At 69.7% G+C, this 16,282-nt stretch carries 15 protein-coding genes; 9 read left to right on the top strand and 6 right to left on the bottom strand.

What is annotated here, in order from left to right:
- The first annotated feature begins 116 nt into the window (after window positions 1–116).
- The gene (gene gcl / locus RPQ07_RS07865; protein ID WP_313943344.1) at window positions 117–1,895 is read left to right on the top strand and encodes a glyoxylate carboligase; all 1,779 of its coding nucleotides are present in this window, start codon (window positions 117–119) and stop codon (window positions 1,893–1,895) included.
- 209 nt (window positions 1,896–2,104) lie between these two features.
- On the opposite strand, the gene RPQ07_RS07860 is transcribed toward gcl, so the two are convergent.
- On the bottom strand, window positions 2,105–3,190 hold the full coding sequence (locus RPQ07_RS07860; RefSeq protein WP_313943343.1) for a helix-turn-helix domain-containing protein: 1,086 nt from the start codon (window positions 3,188–3,190) through the stop codon (window positions 2,105–2,107).
- A 99-nt stretch (window positions 3,191–3,289) separates the two neighbouring features.
- On the opposite strand from RPQ07_RS07860, the gene RPQ07_RS07855 reads away from it, so the two are divergent.
- The gene (locus tag RPQ07_RS07855) at window positions 3,290–4,615 is read left to right on the top strand and encodes an MFS transporter (RefSeq protein WP_313943342.1); all 1,326 of its coding nucleotides are present in this window, start codon (window positions 3,290–3,292) and stop codon (window positions 4,613–4,615) included.
- Here RPQ07_RS07855 and RPQ07_RS07850 read toward each other — a convergent pair.
- The 4 genes from RPQ07_RS07850 to RPQ07_RS07835 all read right to left on the bottom strand — a co-directional run bounded on the left by RPQ07_RS07850 (window position 4,528) and on the right by RPQ07_RS07835 (window position 9,274).
- Window positions 4,528–5,436 (bottom strand): hypothetical protein, encoded by a 909-nt coding sequence (locus RPQ07_RS07850; RefSeq protein ID WP_313943341.1) that lies wholly within the window; start codon window positions 5,434–5,436, stop codon window positions 4,528–4,530. The two genes, RPQ07_RS07855 and RPQ07_RS07850, sit on opposite strands and share 88 nt — an antisense overlap.
- Before the next feature lie 375 nt (window positions 5,437–5,811).
- Entirely contained in the window at window positions 5,812–7,269 is a 1,458-nt protein-coding gene (locus tag RPQ07_RS07845) for a catalase (protein ID WP_313943340.1), read from the bottom strand.
- 203 nt (window positions 7,270–7,472) lie between these two features.
- Entirely contained in the window at window positions 7,473–8,375 is a 903-nt protein-coding gene (locus tag RPQ07_RS07840; RefSeq protein ID WP_313943339.1) for a 2-hydroxy-3-oxopropionate reductase, read from the bottom strand.
- A 38-nt stretch (window positions 8,376–8,413) separates the two neighbouring features.
- On the bottom strand, window positions 8,414–9,274 hold the full coding sequence (locus RPQ07_RS07835) for a TIM barrel protein (protein ID WP_313943338.1): 861 nt from the start codon (window positions 9,272–9,274) through the stop codon (window positions 8,414–8,416).
- A 123-nt stretch (window positions 9,275–9,397) separates the two neighbouring features.
- On the opposite strand from RPQ07_RS07835, the gene RPQ07_RS07830 reads away from it, so the two are divergent.
- The 7 genes from RPQ07_RS07830 (at window position 9,398) to RPQ07_RS07800 (ending at window position 15,281) form a co-directional block, all read left to right on the top strand.
- Complete coding sequence (locus RPQ07_RS07830; protein ID WP_313943337.1) at window positions 9,398–9,649, top strand: thiamine-binding protein; 252 nt, start codon at window positions 9,398–9,400, stop codon at window positions 9,647–9,649.
- Window positions 9,646–10,023 carry a helix-turn-helix domain-containing protein gene (locus RPQ07_RS07825; RefSeq protein ID WP_313943336.1) on the top strand — a complete coding sequence of 126 codons (378 nt, stop codon included), beginning with the start codon at window positions 9,646–9,648 and terminating at the stop codon, window positions 10,021–10,023. The genes RPQ07_RS07830 and RPQ07_RS07825 overlap by 4 nt, the downstream gene beginning before the upstream one ends.
- A gap of 177 nt (window positions 10,024–10,200) precedes the next feature.
- Window positions 10,201–10,707, top strand: coding sequence for a 2-oxo-4-hydroxy-4-carboxy-5-ureidoimidazoline decarboxylase (gene uraD / locus RPQ07_RS07820; protein WP_313943335.1), 507 nt, complete (start codon window positions 10,201–10,203; stop codon window positions 10,705–10,707).
- A gap of 3 nt (window positions 10,708–10,710) precedes the next feature.
- Window positions 10,711–11,115, top strand: a complete 405-nt coding sequence (gene uraH / locus RPQ07_RS07815; protein ID WP_313943334.1) for a hydroxyisourate hydrolase — start codon at window positions 10,711–10,713, stop codon at window positions 11,113–11,115.
- A gap of 5 nt (window positions 11,116–11,120) precedes the next feature.
- Entirely contained in the window at window positions 11,121–12,044 is a 924-nt protein-coding gene (pucL, locus tag RPQ07_RS07810; protein WP_313943333.1) for a factor-independent urate hydroxylase, read from the top strand.
- 148 nt (window positions 12,045–12,192) lie between these two features.
- On the top strand, window positions 12,193–13,569 hold the full coding sequence (locus RPQ07_RS07805) for an 8-oxoguanine deaminase (protein WP_313943332.1): 1,377 nt from the start codon (window positions 12,193–12,195) through the stop codon (window positions 13,567–13,569).
- 230 nt (window positions 13,570–13,799) lie between these two features.
- Entirely contained in the window at window positions 13,800–15,281 is a 1,482-nt protein-coding gene (locus RPQ07_RS07800) for a nucleobase:cation symporter-2 family protein (RefSeq protein WP_413777710.1), read from the top strand.
- Between the two features lie 114 nt (window positions 15,282–15,395).
- Here RPQ07_RS07800 and RPQ07_RS07795 read toward each other — a convergent pair whose 3' ends face one another.
- Entirely contained in the window at window positions 15,396–16,262 is an 867-nt protein-coding gene (locus RPQ07_RS07795; RefSeq protein ID WP_313943331.1) for a chitosanase, read from the bottom strand.
- Window positions 16,263–16,282 lie beyond the last annotated feature (20 nt).

The raw sequence follows: 16,282 nt of genomic DNA, 5'->3' as shown, positions 1-16,282 counted from the left end.
ACCAGGCCCGCCGCCTACATTGCTTCCATATAGCAGAACTATTCTTCCGCATTACGGAATCCAGCTCTGAGGGGCGCGAGGAGCCGGGATCCGCCAGGCCGAAGCAGGAGCACCCCATGCCTCGTATGACCGCTGCCCGAGCGGCAGTTGAGATCCTCAAGCGCGAAGGCGTCACCAACGCGTTCGGCGTGCCCGGCGCGGCGATCAACCCCTTCTACAAAGCCCTCCAGCAGGGCGGCGGCATCGACCACACGCTCGCGCGCCATGTCGAGGGCGCCTCCCACATGGCGGAGGGCTACACGCGGGCCAACCCGGGCAACATCGGTGTCTGCATCGGTACGTCCGGCCCCGCCGGCACCGACATGATCACCGGCCTCTACTCCGCGATCGGCGACTCGATCCCGATCCTGTGCATCACCGGCCAGGCGCCGACCGCGGTGATCCACAAGGAGGACTTCCAGGCCGTCGACATCGCCTCGATCGCCAAGCCGGTCACCAAGGCGGCGACCACCGTCCTGGAGGCGGCGCAGGTCCCCGGCGTCTTCCAGCAGGCCTTCCATCTGATGCGGTCGGGCCGTCCCGGGCCGGTCCTCATCGACCTGCCGATCGACGTCCAGCTGACCGAGATCGAGTTCGACCCGGAGACGTACACACCGTTGCCGGTCTACAAGCCCTTCGCGAGCCGCCCGCAGATCGAGAAGGCGCTGTCCCTCCTGCTGGCCTCCGAGCGGCCGCTGATCGTCGCCGGCGGCGGCATCATCAACGCCGACGCGTCCGACCTGCTCGTGGAGTTCGCCGAGCTGACCGGCACGCCCGTCATCCCGACCCTTATGGGCTGGGGCACCATCGCCGACGACCACGAGCTGAACGCCGGCATGGTCGGTCTCCAGACCTCGCACCGCTACGGCAACGCGACGTTCCTGGAGTCGGACTTCGTCATCGGCATCGGCAACCGCTGGGCCAACCGTCACACCGGCGGCCTCGACGTCTACACGAAGGACCGCACGTTCGTCCACGTCGACATCGAGCCCACCCAGATCGGCAAGATCTTCGCGCCCGACTACGGCATCGTCTCCGACGCCCGCGCGGCGCTGGAGCTGTTCGTCGAGGTCGCCAAGGAGCTCAAGGCCGAGGGCAGGCTGCCCGACCGCAGCGAGTGGGCCGCCTCCGCGCAGGAGCGCAAGGCCACGCTGCAGCGCCGTACGCACTTCGACAACGTCCCCATGAAGCCGCAGCGCGTGTACGAGGAGATGAACAAGGCCTTCGGCCCGGAGACGCGCTATGTCACCACCATCGGCCTCTCCCAGATCGCCGGCGCGCAGATGCTGCACGTCTACAAGCCGCGCCACTGGATCAACTGCGGCCAGGCGGGCCCGCTCGGCTGGACGATCCCGGCCGCGCTGGGCGTCGCCACCGCCGACCCGGAGACCCCGGTGGTCGCGCTGTCCGGCGACTACGACTTCCAGTTCATGCTGGAGGAGCTGGCGGTCGGCGCGCAGCACCGGATCCCGTACGTCCATGTGCTGGTCAACAACGCCTACCTGGGCCTGATCCGCCAGGCGCAGCGCAACCTGGACATCAACTTCCAGGTCAACCTGGAGTTCGAGAACATCAACTCCCCGGAGCTGGGTGTCTACGGCGTCGACCACATCAAGGTCGTCGAGGGCCTCGGCTGCAAGGCCATCCGCGTCACCGAGCCGGACCAGCTGCTGCCGGCCTTCGAGGAGGCCAAGAAGCTGGCGGCGGAGTACCGGGTCCCGGTGGTCGTCGAAGCGATCCTGGAGCGCGTCACCAACATCTCGATGGGCGTCCAGATCGACGGCGTGAACGAGTGGGAGGACCTGGCCACCGAGCCGGGCCACGCGCCCACGTCCATCAAGCCCCTGAAGGTCTGATCCCTCCTCTCGCCAACGGTCCCCGCCCCGGTCCTGACCCCGGGGCGGGGACCGTTTCCCTTGTCCGGGACGCTCTTCGCGCACGCCTCACCCGTTTGATCATCTGATAACAAGCCCCTTGGTCTCCTTCCCGTGGTCGGCTGCCGGGCAGCCGACAGAACCGGACCATGCCCCGAGGAGGGCGGCGGCCGGCGTTCCGGCGCAGCCGCTCAGCGCAGCACGGCCGCCAGCAGATCGGAGCCCAGCGCCGTCAGTTCGGCCGGCTTGAGGATGTGACGGACGTACCGGCCGTCCCGCTGTGCCGTGAGCAGGCCCGCGCGGCGCAGGACGGCGAGGTGGCGGGAGACCTCGGGGCGTGAGAGTTCCCAGGCGTGGGCCAGTTCGCTGGTGGTGTGCGGGCCGCGGGCGAGGGTGCGCAGCAGCCGCAGCCGTACCGGATGGGCGAGCGCCTCCAGCCGGAGTGTGACCGTGTCGAGTGATACCGGCTCTGATGGAGTCGGCTCGGCCACGGGGTACTGCACCACCGGCTGCCACCCGGGCGCGTGGACGGCCACCAGGTGGGGGCGGCCGAAGACGCTGGGGATGAAGGTGACGCCGGTGCCATGGGCGGAGGTCGCCTTGTCCTGCACCTTGTCCACGAAGATGCAGTCGCCGTCCGGTGCCAGGGTGACCGCGGCGGAGACGGATGCGAGTGCCGGCCCGACGCCGTGGTGCTTCAGCAGGTCGTTCTTCACGCGCAGATCGGTGGCGAGCTGCACGGCGGCGCCCGCCCAGGCGGCGTCGAAGAAGGCCTCGGCGCACTGTTCGAGGGTGTGGCGCACCCGCGCCCGTACAGCGGCCGGGTCGGCGAGCAGTCGTTCCGCGAAGGCCTCTTGCAGCGCACCGCGGGCCTGGGCGAGGTCCAGGGCCCGCTCGCGCGCCGCCGCGTCGGTGAGCGGCGACGGCGCAGCGAAGTGGACCCTGCTGCTGCCGCACGTGGTGACCAGCGCGGCGGTCACATACGTTGCGTCGTCGATGCGGTCCACGTCGTCCAGCTCCTCGGCGAGGGTGGGCCGTGGCCGGGCGGGGAGCAGGAAGTCCGCCTGTGAGGAACGCCAGAGGAACTCGGCCTCCCTGAGCCGCTCGGCCAGTTCCGGACGCAGCCCGGCCCAGACATCGCCTGCCCAGCCGGCGAGCTGCGGATGATGCCCGGGTTCGGCCAGTACGTGCAGCATCGCGGTCAGCTCGGCCAGCGGGGAGGCGGCGAACCGCAGTCGCTCGGACGGCAGGCCGCTGATGTCGATCCTCAACGTCATCGCCTCATCATCACCGACCGGACGGCCGGTGATGGCGTCGGTTGACAGTGTCCGTCAACCGACGCGGCAAGCCCGGCGGCCGACCGCACCGTTGACGCCATGCCAACCACCACCAAGATCCGGCCCCGCGCCCTCGTCCGTGCCACTGGAGGCCCCCGCTATGCCGTGGCCCTGGTCGTGGACGCACTCGGCACCGGCCTGCTGCGGCCCTTTCTGCTGCTCTACGGGGTGATGGTGCTGAGGCTGTCCGCGCCCGCCACCGGCGTCGCCATGACGGCGGGTGTCGTCGTGGGCCTGATGTGCATGCCCGCGGTCGGCCGATGGCTGGACCGGGGCGCGCGCAGCACGGTCGTGGCGGCATCGATGCTGGTGCGGGTGCTGGGCGTTGTCCTGCTGCTGGCCACACCGGCGGGGTACGTCTGGCCGTTCGCGGCGGCGGCGCTTCTCCTCGGCATCGGCAACCAGGCATGGCCGGCCGCCCATGCGGCTCTCGTGGCCACGGTCGCCCACGGCCGGGAACGCGACACCGCGCTCGCGGCGGGCCGCGCCCTGCGCAACGCCGGTATGGGAGTGGGCGCGCTCCTCGCCACCATATGTCTGGCGGGCGGCGCCACCGCTTTGCAGGCGCTGGCCGCCGTGACCGGGCTGGCGTATCTCACCGCGGCGGCCCTGGCGTGGTCGGTCCGACTGCGCGCCGATCCGGCCGCTGCCCCGCCCGAGGGCGGTGACGACGGGCCGCCGCCCCGGATGCGGGCGCTGCTCGCGGCCAACGTGGTGTACGCCTTCTGCCTCAATGTCCCCGAAATCGCGCTCCCCCTCGTCCTGGTGACCCAGTTGCACGCGTCCCCGGTGTGGTCGGCGGCGATCTTCGTGGCCAACACGGTGCTGGTGGTCACCCTCCAGGTTCCGCTGACCGTCCTGATGTCCCGCTTCCCCCGGCGGACGGTGCTGGCTCTCGCGGGTGTGGTCCTCGCCGCGTCCTACCTCGGCTTCCTGGCGGCGTTGTCACTGGGACACGGCTGGGGCGCACCGGCCGTCGCCGTGGTGTCCGTGGTCTGCACCCTCGGCGAGATCCTCTATGCCGGCAGCGCCACCGCGCTCGTCACCGCTGTCGCTCCGGCCCATGTCCTGGGACGGACCCTCGCCCGCTTCGAGCTCTCCACCGGCTTCGGCCTGGCGGTCTCCCCGGCGGTCATCACCGCTCTCGCACCGCTCGGCCCGGCTGCTCTCTGGGGCACCCTGGCCGGTGCGACCCTCGTCTCCGCCTCCGCTTTTGCTCCGTCAGCCGCCGACCAGGGCCGGGAGATCCCCGGCGGCGCTCGGGTGGGCCCCGGCCCCTATGCGGTGGTGCGTTCCCGTTCCGCGGCGATCGCCCGGCGCAGCGCCTCCAGTTTGAGGGGAAGCAGCGGGCGCAGACCGTCGTAGCGCAGACGGCCGACGCGGTAGGAGGTGATGAGGCCGTTCTCCTCCAGGGGCATGCCGGCGGGACGCAGTACGGTACGGCCGTCCTCGTCGAGGATCCCGTCATGGTTCATCCAGAGCGAGACCCAGAGCTTGCTGGTGCCGTGGGTGCGCCGGACGAGTTCCGCGCGCAGCGGCAGCCATCTGTCCAGGGCCGCGCGGGTCAGCGGTGAGGTGTCGATCCACTCACCCGGCTCCGCGCCGACGACGGCCCCGCCCTGTGGGTGCCGCTCGATGTAGACGGCGGCGTTGCCGTCCGCCAGATGGGCCAGGCGCTGCCCGATCAACTCGCCGCTGCGTGCGGCGGTGTCCAGCTCCATACAGAGCACGGCCGTCAGTCGGGTCTGCGCGGGGGACATGGCGCCGCCGAGGTACCTGTCGAGCTGCCGGCGCAGCGCCGAGAGCGTCGCCTGCCGCGGGACGGGGCGCAACGCGACTTCTCCGCCGGCCAGTTGTGGAGCGGGCATGCCGTGGGCCTCGCGCAGGAGGTCGACGCACCGGCGTCGGATCTCGTTCGTCGGCCCGGAGGTGGGCGGGTGGCCGCCCGCGACGCGGCGGGCCCGCAGCGCACCGGATTCGGCGAGGCGCAGATACGGGGTGATGGCGTCCTCTTCGAGGAGGCGCCGCAGGCTGCGCCGTGCGCCGACGGGCAGTGCGCCGCGGGTCAGCGCCCGGTCCATCTCGCCGCGGACCATGTCGAGCTGCCGCCGGCGCGCTTCGCCGACGCCGAGCTCGTCGAGGAGCCCGTCGAGGGCGTTGACCGCGGCGAATGTCGACGTGGGCATGGGGTGATTGTGGCGTACGGCCGGGGTGTGCGCCGGGAAATGAGGTGAGGGCGTGGAGTACGGGACCGTCCGTACTCCACGCCCTCACGTATGTGGTGCCGCCCGACGGAGCGAGGCTGGCGCGACAGGACATTCGCACCGCCGGACGGAGTCTGTTGTCTGGCTGGGACCGCGGCGGCGGCGATTGGTCCCGGGAGGCCGCCTCCTTCTGGTCAAGAAGCGGCTTCCGGAGCCTTCACCACCGCACTGGCATCGCACGACCGCCGCGGTCCTCGCCTTCGCCCGCTCGGCGGACCACCCCTCATTCGGGTCCGCCGTGCGGGCTCGGCGCCCAGGACATGACCTCCCGTCAGTTCCTGGGCGCAGTCGGTGCCCTCAGTCCTCGCGCAGGGCGCGGACCGCTTCCTCGACGCGCTTGCCGTAGTCGGCGTCGGCGGCGTGGAAGTGGGCGAGGTTCCTCTCGATGACATCGTCCCGGCCGACCTGGGACAGCCCGCCGGCGATGTTGGCGACGAGGCGCTGCTTCTCGTCCTCGGACATCAGCCGGTAGAGCTCGCCGGCCTGGAAGAAGTCGTCGTCCTTGACGTGGGCGGGGGCCGCGTGGGTGCCCGTCCAGCCCTGCACGGCGAGCGGTGCGGACTGGGCGCCGTCGCTCTGCGCCGGTCCCGCGTACGAGTTGGGCTCGTAGTTCTTCTCGTGGCGCGAGCCGTTGCGGGTGGCCATGATGCCGTCGCGGCCGTAGTTCTGCGCCGTCGTCGCCTTGGGGGCGTTCACCGGCAGCAGGGTGTGGTTGACGCCGAGGCGGTAGCGGTGCGCGTCCGCGTAGGCGAACAGCCGGCCCTGGAGCATCTTGTCCGGCGAGGGGCCGATGCCGGGAACGAAGTTGTTCGGGGAGAACGCCGCCTGCTCGACCTCGGCGAAGACGTTCTCGGGGTTGCGGTCGAGCACCAGCCGGCCGACGCGCTGGAGCGGGTAGTCGGCGTGCGGCCAGACCTTGGTGAGGTCGAACGGGTTGAAGCGGTAGTCGGCCGCTTCGGCCGCCGGCATGACCTGCACGTACAGCGTCCAGGACGGGTTGACGCCGCGTTCGATGGCCTGGAGCAGGTCGGTCTGGTGCGAGTTGGCGTCCGAGCCGACGACTTCGGCGGCCTGCTCCGAGGAGAGGCAGCGGATGCCCTGGTTGGTCTTGAAGTGGTACTTGACGAAGAAGGCGTCGCCCTCGGCGTTCATCCACTGGTAGGTGTGCGAGCCGTAGCCGTTCATGTGGCGGTACGAGGCGGGGATGCCGCGGTCGCCCATGAGCCAGGTGATCTGGTGGGTGGACTCGGGGGAGTGCGCCCAGAAGTCCCAGACGTTGTCCGGCTCCTGCTTGCCCGTGAAGGGGTCGCGCTTCTGGGAGTGGATGAAGTCGGGGAACTTGATCGGGTCCTTGATGAAGAACACCGGGGTGTTGTTGCCGACGAGGTCGTAGTTGCCCTCTTCGGTGTAGAACTTCAGGGCGAAGCCGCGCGGGTCGCGGACCGCGTCCGCGCCGCCGAGCGAGTCGGCGACGGTGGAGAAGCGGATGAAGGTCTCGGTGCGCTTGCCCACCGCGGAGAGGAAGTCTGCCTTGGTGAAGCCGGTGACGTCGTCGGTGACCTCGAAGTAGCCGTGTGCGCCGGAGCCGCGGGCGTGCACCACGCGCTCCGGGATCCGCTCGCGGTTGAAGCGGGCGAGCTTCTCCAGGAGGTGCTGGTCCTGGAGGAGGAGCGGGCCACCGACGCCGGCGGTGGCGGAGTTCTGGTTGTCGGCGACCGGGGCGCCTGACTCGGTCGTAAGCACACGCTGCGTCATGGTGGCGGGTCTGACCTTCCGTACTGAAGCTGTTGATGCGGCCGGCGGTGCGAGGAGCGTAATTTCGCCCTGGAGGCAGCGTCAACAGTTTGTTGAAAACGAAGTGTGGTGTTCCGGACGGCGCCGGCGCCTGGGCGCGACAGGACAGGTGTCAGCGCCGACGCCGCCCGGAAATCAGGGGGCCCCGAGCGAGGGCCGGTTGCTCAGACCTGCTGGCCGGAGAGCCGCTCGACGGCGCGCAGCAGGGCCGAGTGGTCCAGGCCGCCGTCGCCCTGCGCACGCAGGGAGGCGACCAGTTGGGCGACCACGGCGCCGACGGGCAGCGCGGCACCGACATTGCGGGCGGCGTCCGTGACGATGCCCATGTCCTTGTGGTGCAGGTCGATCCGGAAGCCGGGCTTGAAGTCGCGGTTCAGGAAGTTGTCCTTCTTGCGGGTCAGCACGGTGGATCCGGCGAGGCCGCCGTTGAGCACGTCGAGTGCGGCCTGGAGGTTCACGCCGGACTTCTCCAGGAAGACCACGGCCTCGGCGCATGCCTGGATGTTCACGGCGACGATCAGCTGGTTGGCGGCCTTCACCGTCTGGCCGGAGCCGTGGGGGCCGCACAGCACGATGGTCTTGCCGAGAGCTTCGAGGATCGGCAGAGCGGTGTCGAAGTCGCTCTGCTCACCGCCGACCATGATGGACAGCACGGCCTCGATCGCGCCGGCCTCGCCGCCGGAGACCGGGGCGTCGAGGACGCGCAGGCCCTTCTCGGCGGCGGCCTTCGCCAGGTCGACGGAGGTCTGCGGGGTGATCGACGACATGTCGATGATCAGTGCGCCGGACCGGGCGTTCTCCAGGATGCCGTCCGGGCCGTACGCGATGGCCTCGACCTGCGGGGACGCGGGCACCATCGTGATGACCACGTCGGCGTCCTTGACGGCCTCGGCGATCGAGGACGCGACGGTGCCGCCGGCCGCGGCGAGCCGGTCGAGCTTGTCCTGCTCCAGCGTGAAGCCGGTGACGGAGTAGCCGGCCTTCAGCAGGTTCTCGGACATGGGGGAGCCCATGATGCCGAGACCGATCCACGCGATCGCCGGGCGGGAATCTGCGAGATTGCTCATGAGGGTGCCTTCCTGAACACTTCTGTACGTCTGTGAGTTCAGCGCGCAGCGCGCGCCTCGGCCGGGAGCCAGTCGAAGGACTCGGCGCTCGGCCGGTCGCCGGCCTTGTACTCCAGGCCCACCCAGCCCTCGTATCCGGCCTTCGTCAGCTCCTCGAGGAGCTGCTCCAGCGGGAGCGAGCCGGTGCCCGGGGCGCCGCGGCCGGGGTTGTCGGCGATCTGCACGTGGCCGGTCTTGTCGGCGTAGGCCGCGATGACCTGGCTGACGTCCTCGCCGTTCATCGACAGGTGGTAGATGTCGAGCAGGAACTTGGCGTTCCCGAGGCCGGTCGCCGCGTTGACCCGGTCGATGACCTCGATCGCGGCCGGGGCGCTCACCAGCGGGTAGAGCGGGGACTCCGGCTTGTTGAGGGTCTCGACGAGCAGGATCGCCCCGATGCGGTCGGCCGCGCGGGCGGCCAGCACCAGGTTCTCCAGGGCGAGGGTGTCCTGGATCTGCGGGTTCACGTCCTCGACGCGGTTGCCGTAGAGGGCGTTGAGCGCCTTGCAGCCCACCGAGGCGGCGAAGTCCGCCGCCACCTCGATGTTGGCGCGGAAGCGGTCGGACTCCTTGCCGGGCACGGAGAGCGCGCCGCGGTCGGGGCCCGGCAGCTGCCCGGCGTAGAAGTTCAGCCCCACCAGCTGGGTGCCGGCGTCGTCGAGCGCCTTCTTGAGGGCGTCGAGCTCGGCCTGCGCCGGGGTGGGGGTCTCGATCCAGGGCCACCACAGCTCGACCGCCGTGAAGCCCGCCGCGGCGGCTGCCGCGGGGCGCTCCAGGAGCGGGAGTTCCGTGAAGAGGATCGAAAGGTTCACATCGAAGCGCTGGTCGGTGCCGTGCTTGTCCGTGGAAGAGGGGGCCATGAGGCTGTGCGCTCCTTCCGTATTGCGGAAGTCAGTTTCTGCTTAACGGAAGATTGCAGGCGGTCCGCCGAACTTGTCAAGGGGCCATCTCCGATTTCGCCTCTCTCGCGTTAGGTTGTGCGCGTGCGATTGAGAGTGGAGTTCACGACCGAGCCCTTCGACCTGGACGAAGCGCCCGCCCATGCCGTGGTGGCCCGTGAGGTCGTCCAGTCGGCCGAACTCGACGCCGTCGACGTGGGGCCGTTCGGCAACACGGCCGAGGGCGACGCCGATGCCGTGCTCACCGCGGTCGACGCGCTCGTGCGCCGCTCCCTGGAGGCCGGCGCCACCCGGGTCTCGCTCCAGATCAATCTGGTCGGGGAGGGCGAGAAGTGAACGGCCCCTCGGAGCACCCCCTGGCCCGCGCGGTCAAGCCGCTCGTCGACGCGATGGGCGGGGAGCTGGTCGAGCCCGGCCAGGCGAGCCCGGACGACGTGGTGCTCGCCTGGGAGGGCGAGGACGTCATAGCGGTTCGGCTGCCGCAGCTCTCCGACTCCCTCGACCACATCCTGGCCGCCCTGGAGCGCCGTCACGGCATGCCGCTGTCCGAACTGGACCGCAGGACGAAGCAGCTGGTCGTGCGCTCCCTGGAGGCCCGCGGGGCCTTCTCGGTGCGGCACGGCGTCGAGACGGTGGCCGGTGCGCTCGGCGTCAGCCGCTTCACCGTCTACAACTATCTGAACCGCGAGAACGGCACCAAGGGCGAGTGAGCGCGGGCCCCCGATTCACCCTGTGATCGCTCCCGGTCACGGCCCGTGGCGGCGATCTCCGGGCGGCGGCTCGCGTGTCACCGAGTTTTCAACAAAGTGTTGACGTTATGTTGCCGGAGGGCGTTAGCTGTCCGCAGCCCGTCCAACGCACAGCGAAAAACAGCCACGGAGGCTCCCGTGACTTCGAGCTCGACGCCGGGCCTCGCCCGGTTCAACACATCGGCGGAGAGCGACGCGACCGCCGCGCTCCACGAGGTGTGCGCCAGTTCGGCCTGGGGAAACAAGCTGCTCGCGCAGCGTCCCTACGCCACCGCCGAGGCCCTCTTCACCGCCAGTGACGCCGCGATGGCCGAGCTGACAGCTGCGGATCTGGCCGAGGCGATGGCGGGACACCCGCCGATCGGCCGGCCGAAGCCGGGCGACCCGACCTCCGCCCGCGAACAGCGGGGGATGGCCGGCGCCTCCGAGGAGCTGAAGGCCGAACTGCTCGAACTCAACCTGGCCTACCAGGAGAAGTTCGGTCACGTCTTCCTGATCTGCGCCACCGGCGCCACCGGTGAGCAGATGCGGGACGCGGTCAGGGTCCGGATCCAGAACTCCGACGAGAAGGAGCGGGAGATCGCCCGCGGAGAGCTCGTCAAGATCAACCGGATCCGGCTGGCCCGACTCGTAGAAGGAGAGTGACCTGTGAGCACCGAGACCACCGCTTCCGTGTCCACCCACATCCTGGACACCAGCATCGGCCGCCCCGCCGAGGGCGTCGCCATCGCGCTGTCGGCCCGCCCGGGCCCCGGCGCGGAGTGGACCGCGCTCGGCGGCTCCGCCACCGACGCCGACGGGCGGTGCAAGGACCTTCCGGCGCTGCCGGAGGGCACCACCCATGTACGTCTCGACTTCGAGACCGAGGCGTACTTCTCCAACAAGAACAACGCCAACCAGCAAGCCGAGGCGCAGCAGGACGCCCCCCGCGTAAGGGACAGCGGTGCGTTCTTCCCGGAGGTGGCGATCACATTCGCCGTCGTACCGGGCGAGCACTACCACGTACCGCTGCTGCTCAACCCGTTCGGCTACTCCGTTTACCGAGGGAGCTAGCAGACATGCCCACGATTCTCGGCCAGAACCAGTACGGCAAAGCAGAGAACCGCGTCGTCAAGATCACGCGGGACGGCGACACCCACCACATCAAGGACCTGAACGTCTCCGTCGCCCTCTCCGGCGACATGGACGACGTCCACTACTCCGGCTCCAACGCCAACGTCCTGCCGACCGACACCACCAAGAACACGGTGTACGCGTTCGCCAAGGAGCACGGCATCGAGTCCGCCGAGCAGTTCGGCATCCACCTGGCCCGTCACTTCGTGACCTCCCAGGAGCCGATCCACCGGGCGCGCATCCGTATCGAGGAGTACTCCTGGGAGCGCATCGCCACCTCGGACGCCAACTCCAAGTTCATCGGCTCCGACGAGGTGCGGCACTCCTTCGCCCGCAAGGGCCAGGAGCTGCGCACCGCCCAGATCACCTACGACGGTGAGAACTGGGAGGTCCTGTCCGGTCTGAAGGACCTCACGGTCATGAACTCCACCAACTCGGAGTTCTGGGGCTACGTCAAGGACAAGTACACGACGCTCAAGGAGGCGTACGACCGCATCCTGTGCACCGACGTCTCCTCGGTCTGGCGCTACAACTGGACCAGCGACGACGACCGGATGCCCAACTGGGAGAAGTCGTACGAGCAGGCCAAGAAGCACATCCTGCAGGCCTTCGCCGAGACGTACTCCCTCTCGCTCCAGCAGACCCTTTACCAGATGGGTTCGCGGGTGATCAACAGCCGCAGCGAGATCGACGAGATCCGCTTCTCGCTGCCGAACAACCACCACTTCCTGGTGGACCTCGAGCCGTTCGGGCTGAAGAACGACAACGAGGTGTACTTCGCGGCGGACCGCCCGTACGGCCTGATCGAGGCCACGATCCTGCGGGACGGCGTCGAGCCGCGGATCCCGGTCGACATGACCAACCTGTAGCCAACCGCTTGAACCCCCGACGCGTGCGCCGGCGTTGAGTCCCAGGGGGAGAGCGGGGGCATCTGCGCAACAACAGAACCGCGGACCCGGTCGTCACCCCGCTCGACCCCCGGGCCCGTTCCATCAATGGGAAGAACGAGGAACCGCCATGGCGGCTTCGCGCATCGTCATCGAGAACTGTGCCATCGCGACCGTGGACGCGGACGACACCGAGTACGCGTCCGGGTACATCGTCGTCGCCGACAACCGGATCGAGTCGGTGGGCGCCGGACAGGCCCCCGCCGGACTGGAGAACGTGGTCCGCCGCATCGACGGCACCGGCCATCTCGCCACGCCCGGTCTGATCAACACGCACCACCACTTCTACCAGTGGATCACCCGGGGCCTCGCCACCGACCACAACCTGTTCAACTGGCTGGTGGCGCTGTACCCGACGTGGGCGAGGATCGACGAGCCGATGGCCCGCGCGGCCGCACAGGGCTCCCTCGCCATGATGGCCCGCGGCGGAGTCACCACCGCCATGGACCACCACTACGTCTACCCGCGGGGCTCCGGCGACCTGTCCGGCGCGATCATCGGCGCCGCGAGCGAGATGGGTGTCCGCTTCACGCTCGCCCGCGGCTCCATGGACCGTGGCAAGTCCGCCGGCGGACTGCCGCCGGACTTCGCCGTCGAGTCCCTCGAAGGCGCGCTCGCCGCCACCGAGGAGACCATCGACAAGCACCACGACGCCTCCTTCGACGCGATGACGCAGATCGCCGTCGCGCCGTGCTCCCCCTTCTCCGTCTCCACCGAACTGCTGCGGCAGGGCGCCGAGCTGGCCCGCCGCAAGAACGTCCGGCTGCACACGCACGGCTCGGAGACCGTCGAGGAGGAGGAGTTCTGCAAGGAACTCTTCGGGATGGGTCCGACCGACTACTTCGAGTCGACCGGCTGGCTCGGCCAGGACGTGTGGATGGCCCACTGCGTCCACATGAACGACTCGGACATCGCCGCCTTCGGCCGTACGGGCACGGGCGTCGCGCACTGCCCGTCCTCCAACGCACGGCTCGCCGCCGGCATCGCCCGGGTCCCCGACATGCTGAAGGCGGGCGTCCCCGTCGGCCTCGGCGTCGACGGCACCGCCTCCAACGAGTCGGGCGAACTGCACACCGAGCTGCGCAACGCGCTGCTCGTCAACCGCCTCGGCCCCCACCGCGAGGCCGCCCTGAACGCGCGCCAAGCCCTGCGCCTCGGCACGTACGGCGGTGCCCAGGTCCTCGGCCGCGCCGAGCAGATCGGCTCGCTGGAGGCCGGCAAGCTCGCCGACCTCGTGCTGTGGAAGCTGGACACGCTCGCCCACTCCTCCATCGCCGACCCGGTGATCGCGCTCGTCTTCGGCGCGGCAGCCCCCGTATCCCTCTCCCTCGTGAACGGCAGGACCGTCGTCGAGGACAACCACCTGACCACGGTGGACGAGGACGCCATCGCCCGCTCCGCGCGGGACGAGGCACAGCGCCTGGCGCGGATCGCCGCACAGGACTGACCCAAGCGTCCGGTCGAGGGGGACGGCCCTCGACCGGAAGCCGTGGACCCGAGCGGGGTCCATGGCAGCCGTGACCGGGGGTGCGGCACCGCATATCGGTGCCGCGCCTCCCGGGACGGTGACTCGTGTCTTCACACCCCCGAAGCACCGGGCTCACCGCTGCACCACTTCGCACCACCTCCCTGACACCCGCGTCACCGCCGACGTGTAACCGACCGGAGGAACCGACCGTGGCCGCACAGCCCAGGTTTCCGAACGATGCAGACACACCCGCAGACGCGACAGCAGACGCAGACGCGGTACCGGCAGCGCCGGACGTACCGACGGAGAAGCATCCGGTCGACGAGACCCTGCCTCCTCTGAAGATGTTCACCAGCGGCCTTCAGCATGTGGCCGCGATGTATGCGGGTGTGGTGGCCCCGCCCATGATCGTGGGGCCCGCCGTGGGGCTGAGCGCCACGGACACGGCCTTCCTGATGGGGGCCAGCCTCTTCACCGCCGGCATAGCCACCCTTCTCCAGACGCTCGGCTTCTGGAAGGTCGGCGCCCGGCTCCCGTTCGTCAACGGTGTCTCCTTCGCCGGTGTGACCCCGATGGTCGCCATCGGCAGGGACCGCGGAGCGGACGGCATCACCGTCATCTTCGGCGCGATCATCGTCGCCAGCGTGCTCGGTTTCGTCCTCACGCCGTACTTCTCGAAGCTGGTCCGCTTCTTCCCGCCCGTCGTCACGGGCACCGTCATCACCCTCATCGGCGTGTCGCTGCTGCCGGTGGCCTTCAACTGGTCGCAGGGCGGCAACTCCACGGCCGACGACTACGGTTCGATGAAGAACATCGGCATGGCGGCCCTCACCTTCGTGATCGTGCTGGCCCTGCGCAAGGTCCTGCGCGGGTTTCTCCAGCAGATCGCGATCCTGCTCGGCCTCGTCGCGGGCACGGTGATCGCGGCGCCGCTCGGCATGGCGAACCTCGACGCCATCAAGAACGCCGACATCGTCGGCTTCCCCACGCCCTTCCACTTCGGCGCGCCGCAGTTCGAGATCGCCGCGATCGTCTCCATGTGCATCGTGATGCTCGTCTGTATGACGGAGTCGACCGCCGACATGCTCGCCCTCGGCAGGATCGTGGACCGGCCGGCCGACGAGCGGGTCATCGAGGGCGGGCTGCGGGCCGACACCCTCGGCAGTGCCATCAGCCCGCTGTTCAACGGATTCATGTGCAGCGCCTTCGCCCAGAACATCGGCCTGGTCGCGATGACGAAGGTCCGCAGCCGCTTCGTCGTCGCCGCGGGCGGCGGCATCCTGATCCTGCTGGGCCTGTGCCCCGTCGCCGCCTCGGTGATCGCGCTCGTACCGCTGCCGGTCCTCGGCGGCGCGGGGATCGTGCTCTTCGGCTCGGTCGCGGCGAGCGGCATCCAGACGCTGGCCACCGCCGCCCTGGAGAAGGGCGAGAACGCGCTGATCGTCGCCGCGTCGGTCGGCATCGGACTGATCCCGATCGCCGCGCCGGAGTTCTACCACGCCTTCCCGAAGGACGCGCTCGTCGTCCTCGACTCCGGCATCTCCACCGGCTGCATCGTGGCGATCGCGCTCAACCTCGCCTTCAACCACCTGGGAAAGAAGGGCAGTTCGGACGAGGTGCAGGAGGACGGGCAGGGCAGCGGGAAGCCGGACGGGGCGACGGTGGCCGCACCGGCGGCGGCGGTGCACTGAGCGAGCCTTCACCGATGACGGCAGGGAGGCGGACGCGCGAGAGGGCGCGTACCCCACGACGGGTACGCGCCCTCTCCGTCCGACGCCGGGCCGCGTGTGGCGGGCTCGAGGCGGTCAGTCGATATGGAAGCTGTCGCCGTAGACCTTCCAGTCGAGCGGCGTGTTCAGGTTGAGGTTGTTCTTCTGCACGAAGACCCGCTGAGCGGTGTCGACCCGGCTCGTGTCCTCGTGCGCCTCCTCCTGCTTCATCGCCCAGACACGGGCGTCGAGGAACGCGTTGAGGTAGGTCTTCTCGTTGCCGCCCTGGGCCGGGGGCTTGGCCTTGGCCAGCGCCCGCTTACGGATGCTGCTGAAGCTGGTCGAGTCGCCGCCGTCGCCGTGCATCACGATGGCGTCGTAGTAGATGAACTGGCCCAGCACGCCGACACCGTCGCTCTTGCCACGGCTCACCGCCGGGTTGAAGTACACCCGGTCCCGCTCGTCGTTCTGCGCGGTCTTGAACGCGGAGTCCTCGGCCGCCTTCTTCCAGTCCTTCGTGAAGTCCGGGTCGAGGCCGGCGTGCGAGTCGCTGCCGTCGACGTTGCGCAGCGCGGGCAGGTACTTGGCGAGGACGTTGCCCGGCTTGCGCTGCGTGTAGAGCTCGACAAGGTCGAGCATGTCGCCGGTGCCGGAGCAGAACCCGATGATCCCTGCGGTGTAGCCGCGCCCGTCGCCTATGTCCTCGATGTACTTGTACTGGGCCTTCCAGTCCAGCGAGGAGTTCTCCGCGCTGGAGACGATCTTCATGGCGATTTCCTTCTTCGCCGGGTCGTCGAGCCCGACGGCGGCCGGGGCCACCGCGGTCGTGGAACGGCCGTCGCCGGCGTCCGAAGGGGAGTTGGCCGCGAAGGCGGTGGCGGGCACCGCGATCAGTGTCACGCCGAGTGCCACGCGGGGGAGGAACCTGAGCGGACTCTTGGCGCGCTTGTGGGGGGTGGGCACCGTGCCTCCAGGGGGAGTTC

This window comes from Streptomyces sp. AM8-1-1, from assembly GCF_032229325.1.
Taxonomy (GTDB): domain Bacteria; phylum Actinomycetota; class Actinomycetes; order Streptomycetales; family Streptomycetaceae; genus Streptomyces; species Streptomyces achmelvichensis.
Note: the sequence above shows the minus strand (reverse complement) of the source record. Positions and strands in the feature narration are given on the sequence as shown.